The organism is Limibacillus sp. (assembly GCA_037379885.1).
In the GTDB taxonomy this organism is placed as follows: domain Bacteria; phylum Pseudomonadota; class Alphaproteobacteria; order Kiloniellales; family CECT-8803; genus JARRJC01.
Genome location: JARRJC010000020.1, coordinates 1 through 16,242, shown reverse-complemented (window position 1 = coordinate 16,242; position 16,242 = coordinate 1). Strand labels below are relative to the sequence as shown.

Below are 16,242 nucleotides of genomic sequence, written 5' to 3'. Positions count from 1 at the left end.
GAAAATTTCGAGGATTTTTTCACGGAAGCCTGTCGGGCGCAATCAGATTTTCAGCGTCTATCCGGCGGGCCGGACGCCCTGTGGCGCCCGTCCTTCGCCGCTTTCCTAGAGACTAGTCAGGCCGCCCGCCTTGCTCTATCTTCCCAATCTTTCCGGGTTGTTGCACTGCAACGAAAGAAGCGCGGCAGCGCCGCCGGGTCCAAAGGTTCGGGGGATCCAGTTGGAAGGTCTTGCAGAGAGCGCCGAGCGGCAGGAAAGCGCCCGGACGAGCCAGCCTCTTCTCGCGGCTGAAGGCGTCACCAAACGCTTCGGCGATCTGCTGGCCAACGATTCCCTGGAATTCGCCATCCATCCCGGTGAGATCCACGCCCTGCTCGGCGAGAACGGCGCGGGCAAGTCCACTCTCGTGAAAATCCTCTACGGCTCCCTGCAACCCGACGCGGGCGTGATCCGCTGGCGCGGCAAGCCGGTCGCCATCGCGAACCCCGCCGACGCGCGGGCGCTGGGCATCGGCATGGTGTTCCAGCACTTCTCCCTTTTCGAGCCGCTGACGGTGGTGGAGAACGTGGCCCTGGGTCTTCCCAAGGCCGCCTGGGGCAGCGGGCTCGCCGAGCGGCTGCGTCAGGTCTCCCTCGACTACGGCCTGCCTCTGGAGCCGCACAGCCGGGTCGCCGATCTCTCCGTCGGCGTGCGCCAGCGGATCGAGATCGTGCGCTGCCTGCTGCAGGAGCCCCGGCTCATCATCATGGACGAGCCGACCTCGGTGCTGACGCCCCAGGAGTCCGACGAGCTCTTCAAGACGCTGGAGCGTCTCGCCTCCGAGGGCTGCGCGATCCTCTACATCTCTCACCGGCTGGAGGAGGTGAAGCGCCTCTGCAAGACCGCGACGATCCTGCGTCACGGCAAGGTTGTGGCGCGCTGCGACCCGCGCGAGGAGAGCGCCGCCTCCCTCGCCAGCATGATGGTCGGCGCCGAGGTGGGCGCGGTGGAGCTGGAAAAGCCCGCCGCCGGGACGGCGCGCACGCGCCTCTCCGTCCGGGGGCTCAGCCTGCCCGCGCCGGGGCCCTTCGCCTGCGCTTTGGAGAACATTTCCTTCGACCTGCGGGCGGGCGAGATACTGGGGCTCGCCGGGATCGCCGGGAACGGACAGGACGAGCTCTTCGCCGCGCTCTCCGGCGAGATGAGGGCGCCGGGAGCGGGCCAGATCGAGATTGAGGGCGTGGCGGCGGGACGGCTCGGCCCGCGCCGCCGCCGCCGTCTGGGCGCGGCCTTCGTGCCGGAAGAGCGCCTGGGCCACGGCGCGGTGCCCGAGATGCGCCTCTCGGAGAACCTGCTGTTGACCCGCCAGCGTCCGGAGGACGGGCTGGTTTCGCGCGGCGTCCTCAACCTGGGCGCGGCGCGCCGGTTGGAGCGCAAACTGGCCGAGCTCTTCGACGTGCGCATGGCCCATCCGGACGTCGAGGCCAAGGCGCTTTCCGGCGGCAACCTTCAGAAGTTCATCGTCGGGCGGGAGATCGAGCGCGAGCCCGGCGTGCTGGTGGTCAGCCAGCCGACCTGGGGCGTCGATGCGGGTGCGGCGGCGGCCATCCGCCAGGCGCTGGTCGATCTGGCGCGCCGCGGCTCGGCGGTGCTGATGATCTCCCAGGACCTGGACGAGGTGCTGGAGATTTCCGACCGCGTGGCGGTCATCTCCAAGGGCAGGCTCTCGCCGCCCGTGGCCCGGCGGGACACCGGCCGCGAGAAGATCGGCCTTTTGATGGGCGGGGCGGGGGAGCACTAGGCGATGCGGCTGGAGCTGATAAAGCGCCCTGAGCACTCGCGGCTCATGACCCTGGTCTCGCCGCTGCTGGCGCTGGGCCTGACCGTGGTCTTCGGCGGCCTCCTCTTCGCGGCCCTGGGTCACGATCCGCTGGCCGCGCTGCACGTCTACTTCATCGAGCCCTGGACCGAGATCTGGTCGCTGGAGGAGATCATCGTCAAGGCGACGCCGCTGGTGCTGATCGCGCTGGGGCTGTCGGTCTGCTTCCTGGCCAATACCTGGAATATCGGCGCCGAAGGGCAGTTCACCGCCGGTGCCATTCTGGGCGCGCTGCTGCCCATCGTCTTCCACGGCTGGGAAAGCCCGCTGCTGCTGCCCCTGATGCTGCTGCTCGGCACGCTGGGCGGCATGGCCTGGGCGGCGATACCCGCGATCCTGCGGACCCGCTTCGGGGCCAACGAGATTCTGGTCAGCCTGATGCTGGTCTACGTCGCGCAGCTTCTGCTCGACTGGCTGGTGCGCGGTCCCTGGCGCGATCCCGACGGCTACAACTTCCCGGAATCGCGCCTGTTCGTGGAGGCCGGGGTGATGCCCGCGCTGTCGGGCCGTGTCCACGGCGGAACGATCCTGGCCGTGATCGCGGTGCTGGTCATGGGCTTCCTGCTGGCGGGTGGGTGCGGCGCCGCGCGCGGCGGCCTTTGCCGGCTTCTCGCGCAGCAAGACCGTGCTGGGCGCCTTCCTGATCTCCGGCGGCTTGGCCGGTCTTGCCGGGATCGCCGAGGTCTCCGGCTCGATCGGGCAGCTGCGCCCGACCATCTCGCCCGGCTACGGCTTCACCGCCATCATCGTGGCCTTCCTGGGCCGCCTCAATCCCATCGGCATCCTCTTCGCGGGGCTGCTCCTGGCGCTCACCTACATCGGGGGCGAGTCCGCGCAGATCGTGCTCGGCATCTCCGACAAGATCGGGCGGGTTTTCCAGGGCATGATCCTGTTCTTCGTCCTGGGCTGCGATACCTTCATCCGCTATCGCCTGCGCTGGGCGCCGAGTCCGCCGCCGGGCGCGAAGGTTGAAAGGAGCGCCGCCGAATGACCGGTATCGAAGCCCTTCTCCTGACCGTGGTGACGGCGGCGACCCCGCTTCTGATCGCTGCTTTGGGCGAACTGGTGGTGGAGCGCTCGGGCGTGCTCAACCTGGGGGTCGAGGGCATGATGATCATGGGCGCCGTGCTGGCCTTCGCGGGCATCTACTACTTCGACTCCATGATCCTTGCGCTGCTGTTCGGCACGCTGGGCGGCATGGCCCTGGCGCTGCTCTTCGGGTTCCTGACCTTGACGCTTGCGACCAATCAGGTCGCCTCGGGCCTCTCCCTGACGCTGTTGGGCCTGGGGCTCTCGGGCATGATCGGGGAGGCCTTCATCGGCCAGCCGGGGCGCTATCTGCCGGCCCTGGAGATTCCGGGCTTGAGCGCCATTCCGTTGCTGGGGCCGGTGCTGTTCGGCCAGAACGTCCTGGTCTACTTCTCCTTCGCGCTGCTGGCGGGCGTTTCCTGGTTCCTGTTCAGGACCCGCGCGGGTCTGGTGCTGCGCGCCGTCGGCAACAGCCACGAGTCGGCCCATGCGCTGGGCTATCCGGTCTTGCGCATCCGCTACCTCGCGGTCCTGTTCGGCGGCGGTTGCGCCGGGCTGGCCGGGGCCTACCTGCCACTCGCCTACACACCGCAGTGGACCGAGGGCATGACCGCCGGGCGCGGCTGGATCGCGCTGGCATTGGTGGTCTTCGCCAGCTGGCTGCCCCTGCGCGCGGCGGTCGGCGCCTATCTTTTCGGCGCGGTGCTGATCCTTCAGTTCCATGCGCAGGCGGCGGAGGTGGACATCCCGTCCCAGCTTCTGTCCGCGCTGCCCTACCTCGCCACCATCGCCGTGCTGGTGATCATCTCGCGCAACCGCCTGACCGCCAGCAGCAACACGCCGCGCGCGCTGGGGCGGGTGTTCGTACCCGACCGTTAAGGCTTGCCCAAAAGACCAAGACGAAAATCAGTCATCAAGGAGGCTTGGAACATAAAATGAAACGCAGCACCACCTTTCTGAGCGGGCTCGCCCTTGCGGTCTCGCTCGGCTTTTCCGCCACCGCTATCGCCCCCGACACAGCAAAGGCGGACGACGGCCCGACCAAGGTCGGCTTCATCTACGTCGGTCCCATCGGCGACCATGGCTGGAGCTACCAGCACAACGAGGGGCGTCTGGCGATCGAAGAGAAGTTCGGCGATAAGGTCGAGACGCTCTTCGTCGAGAACGTCTCCGAGGGCCCCGACGCCGAACGCGCGATCGAGCGTCTGGCGCGCCAGGGCGCGGATCTGATCTTCACCACCTCCTTCGGTTTCATGAACCCGACCCTGAAGGTGGCCGAGCGCTTCCCGGACGTGAAGTTCGAGCACGCCACCGGCTACAAGCGGGCGGAGAACGTCACGACCTATTCGGCGCGCTTCTACGAAGGCCGTTACGTGATCGGCCAGATCGCCGCCAAGATGTCGAAGACCGGGACGGCCGGTTACGTCGCCTCCTTCCCGATCCCCGAGGTGGTGCGCGGCATCAACTCCTTCATGCTGGGCGCGCAGTCGGTCAATCCCGACTTCAAGCTGAAGATCGTCTGGGTCAACTCCTGGTTCGATCCGGGCAAGGAAGCCGACGCCGCCAAGGCGCTGATCGACCAGGGCGCCGACATCATCACCCAGCACACCGACAGCCCGGCCCCGCTTCAGGTCGCCGGGGAGCGCGGCGTGCATGGCTTCGGCCAGGCCTCCGACATGATCAAGTTCGCCCCGGAAGCCCAGTACACCGCTATCATCGACGACTGGTCCGCCTACTACATCGCCCGCACGCAGGCGGTGATGGACGGCACCTGGGAGAGCCAGGACACCTGGGGCGGGTTCGCCCAGGACATGGTGGTCATGGCTCCCTACACGAACCTGCCCGACGACGTGGCCGCCGAGGCCGAGGCCATGGTCGCCAAGATCCGGTCGGGCGAGTTCCATCCCTTCACCGGTCCGATCATGGACCAGAACGGCGAGATCAAGGTCGCCGCGGGGGAAGTCGCGGACGAGGGCATGCTGCTCGGCATGAACTGGTACGTGCAGGGGATCGACGAGAAACTGCCGCAGTAAGGCCTCTCGTTTCTTGAAAGGCGGAGAGCGCGCCGGGCGGGTTTCATCGAGGCCCGCCAGCGCGCTCTTTCTTTTTGCGGCCCGCCTGGACTAGCGTTGTGGCTCCGGACCAAAGGCCGCAGAAGGAAGCAGCAGGGTGAAAGCCGCATACAAACAGGCGCTGATCGTCGGGGCGGGCGCGGGCCTCTCCGCCTCGCTCGCGCGTCTCTTCGCCGCGAAGGGACTGAGCGTTCGGCTGGCGGCGCGCGACAGCGCCAAGCTCGCGGCGCTGGCCGAAGAGACCGGCGGCAAGGCCCACGGCTGCGATGCTTCGGACCCGGCCTCGGTCGCCGGGCTCTTCGATAGCTTGGACGCCGAGGGGGCTGCGCCCGACGTCGTGGTCTACAACCCCAGCGCCCGGGTGCGCGGCGCCTTCGCCGAACTGGACCCCGAGGCGGTGCGCAAGGCCGTCCAGGTCACGGCCTTCGGCGGCTTTTTGGTGGCGCGCGAAGCGGTCAAGCGCATGGAGCCGAAGGGCAGCGGCGCGATCCTCTTCACCGGCGCGTCCGCCAGCGTGAAGGGCTACCCCCTTTCGGCACCCTTCGCGATGGGCAAGTTCGCGCTGCGCGGCATGGCGGAGAGCCTGGCGCGCGAGGTGCAGCCGAAAGGCATCCATGTCTGCCACTTCGTGATCGACGGCGCGATCCGCAATCCGGGCCGCGAGGAGCCGGCGGACAAGCCCGATTCGATGCTCGATCCCGACGCCATCGCGCGCAGCTACTGGCACGCCCTGGAACAGGACCGCAGCGCCTGGACCTTTGAGATCGCGCTCCGCCCCTGGGTCGAGCGGTTCTGAGCCCGACGGCAAGCAGGAAGAGGATTGCCCATGACCGCCCTCACGCTCGAAGACAGCCGCAAGATCATCGCCGCCGCGCTCGCCAAGGGCCGGGAGATCGGCCTGAAGCCGCTGGCCGTCCTGGTGCTGGACGCCGGCGGCCACGTGAAGGCCTTCGAGCGCGAAGACGGCGCCAGCAACCTCCGCTTCGAGATCGCGCGCGGGAAGGCCTATGGCGGCCTCGGCGTCGGCATGGGCTCGCGCGGGCTCTTCAAGCGGGCGCAGGAGCAGGCCTTCTTCGTGCAGGCGCTGAACGGGCTGGCCGACGGCAAGGTGGTGCCCGTTCCCGGCGGCGTCCTGATCAGGAAGGACGGTGAGATCATCGGCGCGGTCGGCATCTCCGGCGACACCTCGGACAACGACGAGATCTGCGCGCTGGCGGGGATCGAGGCCGCGGGCTTCGAGGGCGATACCGGCTGATCGAGGCTGTAGGAGACAAGAAAGGCCATGCGGCGGCTTCCCATCACCGTCCTGCTGGCCGCCGCGGTGACGCTGCCGGCGGTGCTGGTGGCCGGCTTGATCTTCTTTCTTTCCTTCTCCGTCGCCGAGCGCAACACGGCGGAGCTGAACCGCGACAAGGTGGAGCTTCTGCTGAACCAGCTCGCCAGCCGGATCGAGGCGCAGTTGAGGCCGATCGAGTTCCTCGGAACCGCCTTGGAGGAGAGGCTCGAGCGCGCGGCCATGCTCGATCCCGGCGAGCCGCGCGACGATCAGATCATGGCGCTTCTGCGCAACGCCATGGCGGGCTATCCGCAGCTATCGGGCGTCGCCTACTTCGGCTTGGATGGCGGCTACTATGGGGTCCAGCGCAATCCTTCCTCCGAGACCCGTGCGCCCGATGGCGAGACCACGCCGACCATTCAGTCTTTTCTGGACGACGCAAGGAGCCGGGCGGGCGGCTATTGGGGCGAGTTCGTTCTGCCGCCGCAGTACAGCGCGCCGCTGCTCAACTACCGGGTGCCCGTCAACGCGGCGGAGGACTATAAGGGGGTCCTCGTTCTCGGGGTGAGCATCGGGGAACTCTCGCTCTATCTGGAGCGTCTCTCGGACGCGCAGGGCGCGGCGAACTTCGGAACGTCCTTCATTCTTTTGGGCCGGGACCGGGTCGTCGCCCACCCGCTCCTGCAATGGACCTTTCCGGGGTTGACCCAGGAAGACCCCTTGCCGAAGGTCCAGGCCTTTTCCGATCCGCTGCTGTCGCGGCTCTTCCTCGGGCGTACCGAAGAGCCGCCGGAGCGCTACCGCAGCGACCGCTTCGAAGTGCGCTGGTTCCAACTGGCCGATGTCTACTACATCGGGTTCTACCGCCAGCTCACGGGCTTTACGGCCACGCCCTTCACCATCGGCACCGTGACCCTGGCCAGCGATGTCGATGAACAGATACGCAGGCTCTACACCCTCCTCTATCTGGCTGGCGCCTTGATCGCCCTGACGCTCCTGGGCGGCGTCCTTCTGGGGCGGGGTCTTGCGCGGCCGATCAAGCGCCTGCGCGAAGGGGCCAAGAAGATCGAGGCGCTGGAGTTCGAGCGCCACCCGGGCTTCGGGCGCTCGCGCCTGCGCGAGCTGGACGATGCGCAGCGCGCCTTCGACGCCATGGTCGGCGGGCTGAAGCTCTTCGCGCTCTACGTGCCGAGGGGCCTGGTTCGGCGCTTGATTCAAGCGGGGCTCACCCAGGGCCCGGAGAGCGAGGAGCGCCGGCTGACCATCATGTTCACCGACATCGTGGGCTTCACCAGCCTTTCGGAGACCATGCCGGCGCGCGAGGTCTCGACGCTTCTGAACCATCACTTTGCGCTTCTGGGGGAGGCGGTCGAGGCCGAGGGCGGGACCATCGACAAATACATAGGCGATGCCCTGATGGCCTTCTGGGGCGCGCCCGAGCCGCAGCCGGACGCGGAGCTGCGCGCCGCGCGGGCCGCGCTGGCCATCGCCCAGGCCTTGGAGCGGGACAACGCCCTACGCCTTGCGGCGGGGGAGGCGCCCTTGCGGCTTCGCATCGGCCTCCACGCGGGCCCGGTCGTGGTCGGAAACATCGGCTCGGCGGAGCGGGTCAACTACACCATCATCGGCGATGCCGTGAACACCGGTCAGCGCCTGGAAAGCCTGGGCAAGGAAATGGCGGCCCAGGCCGATCGCGAGGCCGAGTGCTGCATCCTGATCTCCGGCGACGTGCGGGCGCTGCTGGGGCCGGACTTCGTCTGCGAGGACAAGGGCGAGGTGCAGCTGCGCGGACGCAGCGGGACGGTCAAGGTGTATCGTCTGCTTTCGGGCCCTGAATCCTGACCGAGAGTTCCGCGCCCTCCTTGATGTGAAGGTCGCGCTGCGGGAAGGGAATCTCGATCCCGTTCTCCCTGAACAGGTCCCAGAGCGCCAGGAAGACTTCGCTGGTGACGTTCATCACGCCGCCCTGCGGATCGCTGATCCAGACCCGAAGCTCAAGATTGACGGAAGAATCGCCAAAGCCGGTCAGGCGGCAAACCGGGGCCGGGTCCTGCCGGACCCGCGCCACGCCCTTGGCCGCCTCTATCGACAGCTCCATGGCCTTGCGCACGTCCGAGTGATAGGAGACGCCGAACTTCAGCGGCAGGCGCAAGAGTTGGTTCGAGTAGGACCAGTTGATCACCCGCTGGGTAATGAGATCCTCGTTGGGGATCCGCGTCGAAAGCGCGACATAGCGCGCGCCGAGAGAGGTCACCCAGCCGAAGGTCTCCTCCAGCTCGATCACGTCGCCCGGCTTGATCGAGCGGTCCATCAAGAGGATGAAGCCGGAGATGAGGTTGGAGATGACCTTCTGCAGGCCGAAGCCCACGCCCACGCCGACCGCGCCGGTGAAGACGGCAAAGGCGGTCAGGTCGACGCCGACGAAGTCCAGGGTGAAGAGGAAGACGGCGGCGATGATCGCCACCTTCAGGCCCTTCTCGGTCAGCACCTTGATCGAGGGCGTCAGCATCGCCGAGCGCTGAATGCGCCGCGACAGGAAGCGCGACAGCAGCTGCGCCAGCCACAGCAGAATGCCGAGAATCGCCAGGCCCTTGACCACGATCAGCAGCGTTATCCGCCGCGAGCCGATGGAAAAGGCGAAGGAATCGAGCAGCTCCGTCGCGTAGTCCAGCAGGCCGAGGATCGAAAGCGCCGCCAGCAACCAGACCACGCTGGCTAGCACGCGGGCCGCCTCCTGGCTGGCCATCAGCGTGGTTCCCGCCCGGATGACGATCCAGGCGAGCGTCAGGCTGACCGCGCTCTCGATGAACTTGCTGGGCAGGCCTCCGGCGGTCACGCCCGCCTCGGCGATGACCAGCGCAAGAAGCAACAGCACCGGGAAGACAAGCAGCGGCAGCTCGCTCGGCACCCGCGCGAGCGGCGGCTCGAAGCCCTTGCCCCCGGTGAGCCGGCTGCGCAGCCGCGCGGCGAGGGGGCGCGCCAGCAGATAGGCGGCCGCCGAGGCGATGGCGATCAGGATCAACTGCAAGAGAGAAGTGAGGGTCAGAAGCTCCGTGCGCGCCCAGAACTCAAACTCCATCAGCAGGTTCTGGAGGTTGACACTGTCGAAGAAACCGGGGGATTGGTCCAAGGTCCAGGGGCTCCGTTCGAATGGCTGCGAGGCGGGCTCGTCAGGCAGTGTTCGTCAAGCGGGGTTTCGTCAAAGTGTAACACGCTCTGATGTCTTTATAACGCCCCGGCCCGCGGGTAGGATTTCGCGAACGTCGAACCGCTGCAAGGAAGAGGATGAGCGCACATGAGTTGGCAGCCGGCAGAGAGCCCCGATTGCAGGAGCTGTGAGAGCGCACAGGTCGAGCTGATGATCCAACCGCGTGAGCGCGACCTGGGCGGGTTCTCCGTGCGCCGCCTGCTGCCGGTCGCCCAGCGCCGCAAGGTCGGACCCTTCGTCTTCTTCGACGCCATGGGCCCGGCGGATTTTCCGCCGGGTGAGGGCATCAACGTGCGCCCGCACCCCCACATCGGGCTCGCCACGCTGACCTACCTTTTCGAGGGAGAGATCCTTCACCACGATTCGCTGGGCTACCTGCAAGCGATCCGCCCGGGCGCCGTGAACTGGATGACGGCGGGCCGAGGGATCGTCCATTCGGAGCGGACCGCGCCGGAAGTGCGCGACAGCCACAGCCGCCTTTATGGCATCCAGGCCTGGATCGCGCTGCCCGCCGACCAGGAGGAGACGGATCCCAGCTTCCAGCACTATCCCGAAGGCAGCCTGCCGAGGATCGAAGGCTTCGAGGGCTGCGAGATGACGCTGATCGCCGGGTCCGCCTATGGCGAGAGCTCGCCGGTCGCGGTCCATTCCCCGCTCTTCTATCTGGAGCTGCGCATGAAGGCGGGCGCGGAACTGGCCCTGCCCGAGGAGCATGCCGAGCGCGCCGCCTATCTGGCCGAGGGCCGGGCCGAGACCGGCGGGGAGACCCTGGAGCCCTTCGCCATGGCCGTCTACGGCGAGGGGCGCGCGCCCTCCATCAAGGCGCTGGAGGACAGCCGCCTGATGCTGCTGGGCGGGGCGAGCCTGCCGGAGGCGCGGACCATCTGGTGGAACTTCGTCTCGACCCGCAAGGAGCGGATCGAGCAGGCCAAGCAGGACTGGAAGGAGGGACGCTTCGATCCGGTGCCGGACGAAGAGGACTTCATTCCCCTTCCGGAATAGGGCCCCTGCCGGAATGACGGACGTTGGTTAGAAGCTGCAATCGGGCCCCTTGTAGTGAAGCCAGCCGAGCATGCCCTTTTCCGGCAGCACCACTTTTTCCAGGCGACCGCAGGTCGCCAGCGGCGGACCAAGCGCGGCGGCGTAAAATGAGGGGTCGCCCTCCGAGCGGCCCTTCGCCGCGCGGTCGGAGACCGCGTCGCTCAGCAGAACCTGGCCGCTCGCCTGCTCGGCGACGCAGTCCTGACGCGCGCCATCCTGCATCAGCGCGCGGACCAGTCCCTGGTCGCGCGGGAGCGGCCAGGCGCCCAGAACCTTGTCCACGGGTCCGACGAAGCCCTTGTCCACGCAGCCGGTGAGCGTTTCCGCGAGGCGGGGCAGGAACCCGGTCCAGTCGCCGCGCGCGACATCCTCGAAATCGGCCAGCGGGGCCTCGTTGGCGTCGAGACCGACGGCGGCCCGGCAACAGCCCGAGACCAACCGCCCGTCGGGCAGGGTAAGGACCGCGCGCCGGTCGAAGGGGCCGCCCTCCTCCGACATGCTGTCGAGACAGACTTCGGCGCGAAACACCGCGACCAGATCGCTCTCCCGCGGCTCTTCAGCACCCTCGTCACGCTGCCCGCGCCCGCGCCACACGCTCCAGGGCGGGTCCAGATAGTCGAGCCGCGAGAGACTGCCCCTGAAGAGACGCTCCGTTTCGCCCATCTCCGTGAGGCGCGCTTCCTCCTGGCTGATCTCCAGCGACCAAAAGGGCTCGTTGCCCTGGCAGGAGAGCTTCTGGACCGTCAGGTCCTGCGCCGCGGCGCTGCCGGTGGCGGCCGCAAGCAGCAGGGGCGCGATCAGGCTTGTGGCGAAGCCTGATCGGCGTTGGCGCGCGGACCGGCCAGGGTTTCGGGTTGGTGATTCCATGGCATAACTCTATGTCACCCGGAGCGGGAAACAAAACTGGAAGGAGGCATAAGTGGCGACGGCGACGGAGGGCCGGAAGGAAGACAAGGATCTGGTCGTCTCTCTCTACGAACTGGCGGTCGGGGAGGAGGACGCGCGCCTCTGCCGCGACATATCCGATGCGCACTGCAACGACCAGCCGCGCAACTTTCTGCTTCAGAGCGCTGCGCTTTCCTTAAGCAAGATCGGCGATGGACTGGCCGACGCGAAGGTCGTGCTGCCCTGGCTGCTCGCGGTTCTGGGCGCGCCCGGCTTCTTCATCGGCATGCTGGTGCCGGTCCGCGAATCCTTGGCGCTGCTGCCTCAGATGCTGTTCGGCAGTGCGGTGCGCCGCTATGCCGTGCGCAAGTGGTTCTGGGTCGCAGGCAGTCTGGCGCAGGGCGGCTCCGTTTTGCTGATGGCGCTGGTGGCGGGCCTGGGCATGGAGGGGGCCGCGGCGGGCTGGACGGTCTTGGCGCTGCTCGTCGTGCAGTCCCTCGCGCGGGGCGTCTCTTCGGTCGCCTCCAAGGACACCTTGGGCAAGACCGTCGCGAAGCGGAAGCGCGGGCGGGTGAACGGCTACGCCTCAAGCATCTCCGGCGTCGTGACCGGGCTCACCGGACTGTATCTGATCTTCACACCCGAAGAGGGGCGCTCGGACCTGCTGCTCTTTGGCATGATCGCGGCGGCGGGCTGCTCCTGGCTTCTGGGCGCTGCGACCTACGCGGCCATCGAGGAGCATCCGGGCGCGACCGATGGCGGGCGCGGCCTGAAGGAAGTGCTGGCCGACCAGCTCCGTGACCTGCTGCGCGAGCCGGACCTCCAGCGCTTCCTGCTGGCGCGCAGTCTGCTTCTTTGCAGCGCCTTTTCCGGACCCATCTACGTGGCGCTGGCGCAGCGCAACCTGGGGTCCGACATCGCCACCCTGGGCCTGCTGGTGGTCGCGACCGGCATCGCGGGCGCGGTCAGCTCCAGCGTCTGGGGCGCGCTCTCCGACCGTTCCAGCCGCAAGACCATGATGCTGGGCGCGGCCCTGACCGGCGTCCTGGCCGCCGCCACCCTGGCCCTTGCTGCAAGCGGGTCCGGACTGGTCGGGTCGCTCTGGCTCTATGGCGTCTTGCTGTTCGTCCTGGGCATCGCCCATGCGGGCGTGCGCATCGGCCGCAAGACCCATCTGGTCGACATGGCGGGGGAGGATAAGCGCTCCCAATACGTCGCGCTCTCCAACAGCGCGATCGGGGTGATCCTGCTGGTGTTCGGTGCTGTGATCGGCGCGGTCATGTCGATCAGCCTGCTCTGGGCGCTCGCGGCCATCGCCGTGACGGCGCTCCTCGCACTTCTGGCCACGGCCCGTCTGGGAGAGGCGCAGGACTGAGGCGCGGGCGCTGCCGCTTCCCCCTCGAATCTAAAAAAGATAGAATGTTACAGATACAACCGAGGGGACGCGGGCCAACCCATGACCTGGGAAGCGGGCAGCGCAGCAGGAGTCGCTGAAGAGAGCGAGGCCGTAGCCGGAGCGGCGGCTCCCGGCGCGTGGAGCGTCAACCTCTCGGCCTGGGCCTTCTTCTCGCTCGCGGCGGTCTTCGCGGTTCAGTCGGCGCTGGCGACCGGCTTCTTCGATACCGACTACTTCTGGCACCTGGAAACCGGCCGTTGGATCCTGGCCGAGGGTCGTTTGCCCGACGGCGACATCTTCTCCCACAGCTTTGCCGACGCGCCCTGGGCGCTGCACGAATGGCTGGCGCAGGCGCTTCTGTTTCTGGCCTACGATCTCGGCGGAGGGCAGGGGCTTTTGCTGCTCGTCGCCGCGCTTTGCGGCGGCGCGCTGCTTCTCGTCTATCGAATTGCGGCGCGCCTGCTAGGCAGCCCTCTGGTGGCGGCGGCCTTCACGCTCTTCTTCTCGGCCGGGCTTCTGAACTACGTCTCGCCGCGTCCGCAGGTTTTCTCCTACCTGCTTTTCGCCCTTTGGCTGACCCTGATCTGGCGCGCCCGCTATGAGGGGCGCTGCCGTCTGCTGCTTTGGCTGCCGCCGATCATGCTTCTGTGGGTCAATCTGCATGGCGGATACGTCATCGGCCTCAGCGTCGCGCTGGCCTATCTTGTCCTGGATGGCGCTAGCCGGATCTTCGCCGACGAGAACCGTCCGGAGGGCCGCTATCTGCGCTACCTGGGTATGGCCGTCCTGCTCTCAACCATCGCCGTCGTCCTCAATCCCGATGGGGTGGAGCGCTATCTCTATCCCTTCGAAGTCATGTCCATGTCGGCCAACAAGCTGATCGCGGAGTGGGGCTCTTTCGATTTCCATAAGCTCGACAACAAGTGGGTGCTTGTCAGCTTTCTCGCCTATCTCTTCCTGGCGAGCCTTGTCCCGAGGCGCTTGGGCTTGAGCGAGCTGCTTGTGCCGCTGATCACCCTTGGCGCGGCGCTCACCAGTGTTCGTCACGCCCCTTACGCCACGCTGGTGATGACGGCCTACGGCGCCTTGATGCTCTCTCGGATGCCGCGCTTCCAACGCTGGCGCGAAGCGGAGAGGGGGAAGGCGGCAGCGGGCGACGCCCTGCTTTCCAAGCTCCGCTGGGCGGCGGCGCCCCTGCTGCTGGCCGGACTGCTGATCATGCCCTTCAACCCGCGCTATTGGGAGCGCATGGAGGCGATCGAACCGCGCGCCATGACGGCCTTGATCCGCGCCGAGGCTGTGAGCGGTCCGCTCTACAACGCCTATGGGATCGGAGGATACCTGATCCATGCGCTTGGCCCTGAACGACCCGTTCTGATCGATGGCCGGGCGGATATGTTCGGCGACGCCTTCGTCGAGGAGGTGGTCGGCGCGACCAGTAAGGGTGTGGGGTGGCGCGAAAGTCTGGAGCGTTGGGATGCGCAGTATCTGGTGATCTACAGCGACTCGGTCCTGGCTTCGCTGCTTCTCATGGATCCCGTCTTCGGCCTGGTCTGCGAGGAGGCCGGCTTCGCGCTCTTTGTCCGCCGGGCCGGGCCGAACGGCAGGCTGGCTCTACCGGAAGAGGCGGAGAGCCCGGGCGATGGCTCTGTCCATGCCTGTTGAGGATTCCGGCTATGCGGTTAAGCCCCCGGTTACCAATTGCTGCCTATAATTTTAGGGAAATGCCCGACGAGTGACCCGCAGAAAGTCTGAGACCAGCGACATGACGGACACAAGCCTGCCCTTCGCCGCGCCCGGTTCCGCGCGGTCCAGCGAGCATGACCGCGCGGCCCGGCCCGAGGCGAGGATGCTCCTCGTCTGCTGTCTCGTGCTCACCTTCATCTTCACCTTCAGGCTCTTTGGAAGTCTCGATGGCGGAATCATCGATCCCGACTACTACTGGCACGTGAAGACAGGTGAGTGGATCGTCCTCCACGGGACGCTGCCGCAGGGCGATATCTTCTCCTACAGCGTCGAAGGCAAGGCCTGGAACCTCCATGAATGGCTCTTCCAGGTGCTGCTCTACGGCCTTCACCTGCTGGGCGGGGAGGACTTGATCCTGGTGGTGAGCGCGCTTCTGGGCGCCGGCGCTTTGACCGTTTGCCTTTCAGTCGCGAACGAGCGAATCCGCAATCCCTTCCTGGGCCTGCTGCTGGTTCTGTTGATGCTTTCGGCTTACATGGTCTTCGTGGTGCCCCGCCCGCACCTCTTCACCTATCTCTTCTTTGCCCTCCTGCTGCGCGCCTTGTGGCGCGCGCGTTATCAGGACCGGCTGCGCGGGCTGTTCCTGATCCCCCTCTTGATGCCTCTTTGGGTCAACCTCCACGGGGGCTACTTCATCGCCCTCGCCTTCTTCTTCTGTTTCGCAGCGCTGGAGACCATCCGCCTCTATCTCGGCGAACGGGATAGACGGCCGGAGGGTGCCTATCTGAAGGCGCTGTGGGCCAGCGCGGTGATCAGCCTTTTCGGCTCCTTCTTGAATCCGGAAGGTCCCGCGCACCTCCTCTACCCGCTCTATGTCATGGGACAGTCGGCGAGCCAGAGCTTCATCGCGGAATGGGCCTCCTTCGATTTCCACGAGTTCATGGCGCGCTGGTATCTGGTCGCGCTGCTGGCCTTCTTCGCGCTCGTGATCAGCCGGGGCCGCCGTCCCGACTTGACCGAGACCGCGATCCCTCTGCTGACCGTGCTGGCCGGCCTGACCTCCATGCGCCACGCGCCCTTCACGGTCATGGTGATGATCGTGTTCGCCGGGGAGGCCATCGGCGCCGGCGCTCTCGAACCCCTGAAAGCCGCGTGGCGGCGAACGCTACAGACGCGAGGTCTGCGTTTTCTCAAGCGCGATGCCTCCAAGGCCGGGGAGGATCTCTCCCCGCGCGCCGAGACGATCCTGCTCTCGGCGGTATCCTGCTTGCTGGTGATCGCGGTGGCGGGCGCCGTGCTGCTGCCCAAGCACCTTCAGAAGACCGAACCGAGCTGGACCGGCCTGGTCACCTTCATCCAAGACAACGACCTGCAAGGCCCCATGCTCAATCAATACGGGCTCGGCGGTTTCCTGATCCACGAACTCTACCCGGAGCGGCGCGTCTACATCGATGGCCGGGCCGATCTCTACGGCGATGACTTCATCGATCGGTATGAGGAGATGATCTCCGGCGGGCCTGAATGGCGCGAGCCCTTCGAGGCGGGGAACTTCTCCTATGTAATCATGAACAAGAAAATTCCCCTGGTGGCGCTGCTTGATCTTCACCCCGATTACGCCAAGGCCTTCGAGAGCGAGGAAGGGCTGACGATCTACTTGCGGAGAGGTCCAGGGCACGACGGCTTGATCGAGGCGTACCGGGCGAAGTCTATGAAAAATCGAGAATAAGCTTCCGACCCGTCCCTGCCGGAAGCGCAAAGGCCAAGCGTGTTATTTTGGCAACAGAGTGACTG

Annotated in this window: 12 protein-coding genes and 1 pseudogene; 11 read left to right on the top strand and 2 right to left on the bottom strand. The window is 66.8% G+C overall.

Annotation, left to right across the window (positions count from 1 at the left end; all coding sequences use genetic code 11):
- The first annotated feature begins 220 nt into the window (after window positions 1-220).
- The 7 genes and pseudogenes from P8X75_08180 to P8X75_08150 all read left to right on the top strand — a co-directional run bounded on the left by P8X75_08180 (window position 221) and on the right by P8X75_08150 (window position 8,077).
- Window positions 221-1,780 carry an ABC transporter ATP-binding protein gene (locus tag P8X75_08180; GenBank protein ID MEJ1995180.1) on the top strand — a complete coding sequence of 520 codons (1,560 nt, stop codon included), beginning with the start codon at window positions 221-223 and terminating at the stop codon, window positions 1,778-1,780.
- 3 nt (window positions 1,781-1,783) lie between these two features.
- Window positions 1,784-2,849: pseudogene (locus P8X75_08175) on the top strand (ABC transporter permease).
- A complete protein-coding gene (locus tag P8X75_08170; GenBank protein MEJ1995179.1) occupies window positions 2,846-3,766 on the top strand; it encodes an ABC transporter permease in 921 nt (306 codons plus the stop codon). Before P8X75_08175 ends, P8X75_08170 begins: the two are co-directional and overlap by 4 nt.
- A 56-nt stretch (window positions 3,767-3,822) precedes the next feature.
- Window positions 3,823-4,920 (top strand): BMP family ABC transporter substrate-binding protein, encoded by a 1,098-nt coding sequence (locus P8X75_08165; protein ID MEJ1995178.1) that lies wholly within the window; start codon window positions 3,823-3,825, stop codon window positions 4,918-4,920.
- A gap of 136 nt (window positions 4,921-5,056) precedes the next feature.
- A complete protein-coding gene (locus P8X75_08160; GenBank protein MEJ1995177.1) occupies window positions 5,057-5,755 on the top strand; it encodes an SDR family NAD(P)-dependent oxidoreductase in 699 nt (232 codons plus the stop codon).
- 30 nt (window positions 5,756-5,785) lie between these two features.
- A complete protein-coding gene (locus tag P8X75_08155) occupies window positions 5,786-6,214 on the top strand; it encodes a heme-binding protein (protein MEJ1995176.1) in 429 nt (142 codons plus the stop codon).
- A gap of 27 nt (window positions 6,215-6,241) precedes the next feature.
- Entirely contained in the window at window positions 6,242-8,077 is a 1,836-nt protein-coding gene (locus P8X75_08150) for an adenylate/guanylate cyclase domain-containing protein (GenBank protein MEJ1995175.1), read from the top strand.
- Here P8X75_08150 and P8X75_08145 read toward each other — a convergent pair.
- Entirely contained in the window at window positions 8,040-9,365 is a 1,326-nt protein-coding gene (locus P8X75_08145; GenBank protein ID MEJ1995174.1) for a mechanosensitive ion channel, read from the bottom strand. The two genes, P8X75_08150 and P8X75_08145, sit on opposite strands and share 38 nt — an antisense overlap.
- Before the next feature lie 165 nt (window positions 9,366-9,530).
- Here P8X75_08145 and P8X75_08140 point away from each other — a divergent pair, with 165 nt between their 5' ends.
- Window positions 9,531-10,445: a pirin family protein gene (locus tag P8X75_08140; protein ID MEJ1995173.1), complete on the top strand. Its 915-nt coding sequence runs from the start codon at window positions 9,531-9,533 to the stop codon at window positions 10,443-10,445.
- Between the two features lie 27 nt (window positions 10,446-10,472).
- Here the strand turns inward: P8X75_08140 and P8X75_08135 are convergent, their stop codons facing one another.
- Window positions 10,473-11,351: a hypothetical protein gene (locus P8X75_08135; GenBank protein ID MEJ1995172.1), complete on the bottom strand. Its 879-nt coding sequence runs from the start codon at window positions 11,349-11,351 to the stop codon at window positions 10,473-10,475.
- A gap of 52 nt (window positions 11,352-11,403) precedes the next feature.
- Here P8X75_08135 and P8X75_08130 point away from each other — a divergent pair, with 52 nt between their 5' ends.
- The 3 genes from P8X75_08130 (at window position 11,404) to P8X75_08120 (ending at window position 16,177) form a co-directional block, all read left to right on the top strand.
- Window positions 11,404-12,744, top strand: coding sequence for an MFS transporter (locus tag P8X75_08130; protein ID MEJ1995171.1), 1,341 nt, complete (start codon window positions 11,404-11,406; stop codon window positions 12,742-12,744).
- A gap of 81 nt (window positions 12,745-12,825) precedes the next feature.
- Window positions 12,826-14,430 (top strand): hypothetical protein, encoded by a 1,605-nt coding sequence (locus P8X75_08125; protein ID MEJ1995170.1) that lies wholly within the window; start codon window positions 12,826-12,828, stop codon window positions 14,428-14,430.
- Window positions 14,431-14,530: 100 nt separating this feature from the next.
- Window positions 14,531-16,177: a hypothetical protein gene (locus P8X75_08120; protein ID MEJ1995169.1), complete on the top strand. Its 1,647-nt coding sequence runs from the start codon at window positions 14,531-14,533 to the stop codon at window positions 16,175-16,177.
- Window positions 16,178-16,242 lie beyond the last annotated feature (65 nt).

Coding starts and splice junctions, on each gene's coding strand:
- P8X75_08170 (MEJ1995179.1), top strand. CDS start 2,846: ATGACCGGTATCGAAGCCCTTCTCCTGACCGTGGTGACGGCGGCGACC.
- P8X75_08165 (MEJ1995178.1), top strand. CDS start 3,823: ATGAAACGCAGCACCACCTTTCTGAGCGGGCTCGCCCTTGCGGTCTCG.
- P8X75_08155 (MEJ1995176.1), top strand. CDS start 5,786: ATGACCGCCCTCACGCTCGAAGACAGCCGCAAGATCATCGCCGCCGCG.
- P8X75_08150 (MEJ1995175.1), top strand. CDS start 6,242: ATGCGGCGGCTTCCCATCACCGTCCTGCTGGCCGCCGCGGTGACGCTG.
- P8X75_08140 (MEJ1995173.1), top strand. CDS start 9,531: ATGAGTTGGCAGCCGGCAGAGAGCCCCGATTGCAGGAGCTGTGAGAGC.
- P8X75_08135 (MEJ1995172.1), bottom strand. CDS start 11,351: ATGGAATCACCAACCCGAAACCCTGGCCGGTCCGCGCGCCAACGCCGA.
- P8X75_08125 (MEJ1995170.1), top strand. CDS start 12,826: ATGACCTGGGAAGCGGGCAGCGCAGCAGGAGTCGCTGAAGAGAGCGAG.
- P8X75_08120 (MEJ1995169.1), top strand. CDS start 14,531: ATGACGGACACAAGCCTGCCCTTCGCCGCGCCCGGTTCCGCGCGGTCC.